The sequence below is a fragment of the Nostoc sp. FACHB-888 genome, from assembly GCF_014696655.1.
Lineage (GTDB): Bacteria > Cyanobacteriota > Cyanobacteriia > Cyanobacteriales > Nostocaceae > Nostoc.
The window spans coordinates 1-3,364 of sequence record NZ_JACJQM010000323.1 but is presented as its reverse complement, the minus strand read 5'-3'; the positions used below and the strand labels follow the sequence as shown (position 1 = coordinate 3,364).

At 43.1% G+C, this 3,364-nt stretch carries 6 protein-coding genes; all 6 read right to left on the bottom strand.

All coding sequences use genetic code 11. From position 1 onward, the window contains the following. Positions 1-290 precede the first annotated feature (290 nt). The 6 genes from H6G26_RS40075 to H6G26_RS40050 all read right to left on the bottom strand — a co-directional run bounded on the left by H6G26_RS40075 (position 291) and on the right by H6G26_RS40050 (position 3,236). Positions 291-806 carry a hypothetical protein gene (locus tag H6G26_RS40075; RefSeq protein WP_190737514.1) on the bottom strand — a complete coding sequence of 172 codons (516 nt, stop codon included), beginning with the start codon at positions 804-806 and terminating at the stop codon, positions 291-293. Positions 807-1,045: 239 nt separating this feature from the next. Beyond that, positions 1,046-1,273 (bottom strand): hypothetical protein, encoded by a 228-nt coding sequence (locus H6G26_RS40070; protein ID WP_190737512.1) that lies wholly within the window; start codon positions 1,271-1,273, stop codon positions 1,046-1,048. Between the two features lie 16 nt (positions 1,274-1,289). Then, the gene (locus tag H6G26_RS40065) at positions 1,290-1,961 is read right to left on the bottom strand and encodes a C-terminal helicase domain-containing protein (RefSeq protein WP_190737510.1); all 672 of its coding nucleotides are present in this window, start codon (positions 1,959-1,961) and stop codon (positions 1,290-1,292) included. 2 nt (positions 1,962-1,963) lie between these two features. Continuing rightward, complete coding sequence (locus tag H6G26_RS40060; protein WP_190737508.1) at positions 1,964-2,236, bottom strand: hypothetical protein; 273 nt, start codon at positions 2,234-2,236, stop codon at positions 1,964-1,966. After that, positions 2,233-2,841 carry a ParA family protein gene (locus H6G26_RS40055; protein ID WP_190737506.1) on the bottom strand — a complete coding sequence of 203 codons (609 nt, stop codon included), beginning with the start codon at positions 2,839-2,841 and terminating at the stop codon, positions 2,233-2,235. The genes H6G26_RS40060 and H6G26_RS40055 overlap by 4 nt, the downstream gene beginning before the upstream one ends. A gap of 122 nt (positions 2,842-2,963) precedes the next feature. Then, positions 2,964-3,236 (bottom strand): hypothetical protein, encoded by a 273-nt coding sequence (locus H6G26_RS40050; RefSeq protein WP_242054361.1) that lies wholly within the window; start codon positions 3,234-3,236, stop codon positions 2,964-2,966. Positions 3,237-3,364: the final 128 nt, after the last annotated feature.

The window sequence follows — 3,364 nt, the reverse complement described above, 5'->3', positions numbered from 1 at the left end:
ATGGACAACACACTGAGTAGCCGTGTGCGGTGAAAGTCGCAAGCACGGTTTCGGATGGGAGGGGTGTTGCAGTAATGCACACCCCGACCCTACCTAAGTGCCTTAGCGCAGAGAATCGCATATACTCTGTGGTTGATCTCGGCAGCCCCAAGGGGCTGCCCATGCTGGGAAACTTCCTTGCTCGGCATTGGCTAAACAGATTCCTACTTGTACAAAAAACTTTTTTGTTTGGCACAGTGACCTCAATGAAAGAAGGGTCTTAACTGTCAAGGCACAAAGTCAAGTGTAAATTATGTTGTCTGCTGGCTCATGCGGTAACAATCTTCAGGGGTAGGATCGTTTTGGGGTGACATGGATATAGACATTTCACCTACGGTGTTGATGTAGGCCATCACTACACTGTTTGTTGGCTCATATACCGATATCATGTTGTCCATTGCTTGTGTATCTTGTGGAGCAACATCATGTTGACGCATGGATTTTTTGAGGAATTTACGTGGGATGTACTCAATTTTGGTCGCTGAAGAGTCTGAGCCTTGAACTAACACAAGTCCTTTACCCTGTTGCTGATAACCTTCCCAGGCAGTCGCACCCACTAAAACCTGATTTTCTTCAAAAAAGTCGTGTGCGTCCATGCAAGCTTGATATTTATCTACTTTTTTAAATGGGTTTAACGAAGCGGCAATTTTTCCCCAGAAGGATGTGTTTTCACTCTGTCGTTTTGGTAAAGGTTTCTGTGGAAGAGAGGATACCTCTTTTACGGCTGAGTCTTTGCGTTGCTTCCGGATTTTGGCGTTTCGTCCCATCGCTTAAACCTAACGTGTGTTGCAGCTTGACTAAACTTTTATATGAGCTTGGTGTTATTTTATAGCACTATGAAACAGACAATCTATTTGAGCTACACCCACCTTGTCAGCAATTCTAGAGGCAGTAGAAAGTAAACTAGACAAAATTCAGTTCAGATTTTGCTCAATTTCTGTCTTTACCGTTGAAATTTCAGGTGTTTTACCTATATTTTTGGATGGCAAAGATTGAAGATTTCATTTTAAATTCCCCTTTCTTCCATGTTGGCTTTGATAGCTGTCTCTAGGTCTTGCAATGCCGCTTCTATACTCCGGTAACTTGCCTTGCCTTCATAAACAGTGCCACCAAAATCATAGGCTCTAACAAAGGAGTTAATGTGTTCGCTCTCTCCAATTTCAATCCAGCCGTGTTCTTCTACAAATCGTGAAATATAGGGATATTTTTCTTCAAAGGTGTTGGATTTTGGCATTTGCGCTTTCTTGAAATTATCGAATCTCGCCAAATTGCTTAATATATTTTACTAAATCTTTGGTATGCCCCCCTTCAGAGAGCCTTGTCAAATTCCCCACCAGAATAAACAGTTCTCGCGCCCTACTAACAGCCACATTCAGTAAATTAGGCCGACGATTGATAAACCAGAGACTATCAGTTGGTTGGCATTGGCGAGTCGAGAAAATTATCACTGATTTCTGACCCCCTTGAAATGTGTGAACTGTGCCAATGCTCTTGGGGGAAAAATCTGACCAGCGAGATTTTAAACGTTGAGTCAGCGCATCTACTTGACGGCAGTAAGGTGAAATCACGCCAATTGTGTTGTCAGAGTCAGGAGAATTTAAGCAATAACCCGCCGCTAACAACTCCTGAATCAACTTTTCTACCACATCAACTTCTGCCCAATTAATATTGTTCTCCAGCTTTCCTTCTACATTGCAAGCAATCAAGTTAGTACCTAACCGAGAAGCTTTTGGTTCAGTTTTGATGATCATGCCGTAATTGCACAAGCGATCGCAAAAATTAGCAATCATCGGAGTGCAACGGTAATGATATTTAAGGATAATACCTTGACCAATGTCATTTGGTTGTGCTGAATTTGGGTTAGGAGAAACGTTTCTCCTAAATTCATTTCCATGTCTATCCTGCCGCCCCTTCTCCATCATTATTATGGTTTTCTGGCTTTCTGGTTGTCTGGTTCTCCAAACTTTTGGGTTAGCGCCTCAACAATAACTGAGGTTACAGTAATCCCTTGCTCTTTGGCTTTAGACATCCAGTAGCGACGTTGGGATATAGGGACTTTGACGCACAGATTGACCATCTGTTCAAGCTCTGGCTTCGGTTCTGGTAAACCAGATGTCTGGTCTGATGTATTTATGGCTTTCTGGTTTTCTGGTTCCGTCTCTCTGGCTTTTTTAATCAAATCACCGTACTTGCTCATTTCAAAATCTCCATAACTTCTTTACCTAGTGCAAGGTAATCAGCCCAAGCTGTTTTTAAACGCGAGTCGTCTACATCACGAATGGGGACACCAGCCATTGCTGCTTTCTCAAAGCCGACAGTACGCCGGATCATTGCCTGAAATACGGGGATGCCTCCATTCAACAAATCCTGACGCAGTGTTTCACCTTCTCTGCTGGGATAGGGAGGAACAATAGTAAGCAAGCAGCGATAGTTTGCCTCACCCAAATCTTTTACCATCAAGAGCATTGGCTCAAGGCTTACAATGTCGGGCTTTGTTGGCAGTATTAGAAGGTCGCAGCCTTTGGCTAATTCCTTTAGATCATCAGAGTCAGGTCTAGCCGGAGTGTCAATGACAACAAATTGAGCATCAGCAATTACTTTGAGGGCTTGGCGTTCGTCCACCGCAGGAAAGGGGAATGACCCGCGTTTCGACCACGCCAGGGCGGTGCGGTTCTGGTCGCCGTCTACAAGGACTGTTTTACCTAGCTCACTAAAGAAGGTTGCAAGATGCACTGCTGTAGTGCTTTTCCCCACCCCACCCTTATACCCAGTGATAGTAATAATTTTCTTTTGACTTGACATAAATCTGGTAAACCATAAATCTGGTTTTCTGGTTTTCTGACTTTTTGGCTTGGTCTAAATTATACTCATGAATGTACAGCAGTCACGTATATTTGTAGCCCACTCTTCCTTATTGGCACGAATTACGGTGTGGGTGCAGGACTTGGATGTTTGCCTGCGTAGTAGACAATGACTTTCAACTGTTGTTTATCAGGAACGTAAAATACTCTGTCCCCTTTTGTCACCTCGTATTCCCATGCCCCCTTGTAGAGTTTGCCCTTCAAAGGGAAAACACGCCCTGGCTGTCTAGTGGTTGGTGCAGTACATAAATCCTCATAACAGCGAAGAGTGTTTTCTGGATGACGCTGCATTAAAGCTTCCCAATCCCGATTCACCCGACGATTTTTTGCTACCACTAACCAAATGCTTTCTATCTCTTTTAATAGACCTCTTGCAAAATTACTTTTATGTTATAGTCAAGGGTTTGCATTTTGGAATTGCTAAATTTAACTCATAGTTATAAATTGCTGCTAGTAAGTTACAA

Coding starts and splice junctions, on each gene's coding strand:
- H6G26_RS40070 (WP_190737512.1), bottom strand. CDS start 1,273: ATGCCAAAATCCAACACCTTTGAAGAAAAATATCCCTATATTTCACGA.
- H6G26_RS40065 (WP_190737510.1), bottom strand. CDS start 1,961: ATGATGGAGAAGGGGCGGCAGGATAGACATGGAAATGAATTTAGGAGA.
- H6G26_RS40055 (WP_190737506.1), bottom strand. CDS start 2,841: ATGTCAAGTCAAAAGAAAATTATTACTATCACTGGGTATAAGGGTGGG.
- H6G26_RS40060 (WP_190737508.1), bottom strand. CDS start 2,236: ATGAGCAAGTACGGTGATTTGATTAAAAAAGCCAGAGAGACGGAACCA.
- H6G26_RS40075 (WP_190737514.1), bottom strand. CDS start 806: ATGGGACGAAACGCCAAAATCCGGAAGCAACGCAAAGACTCAGCCGTA.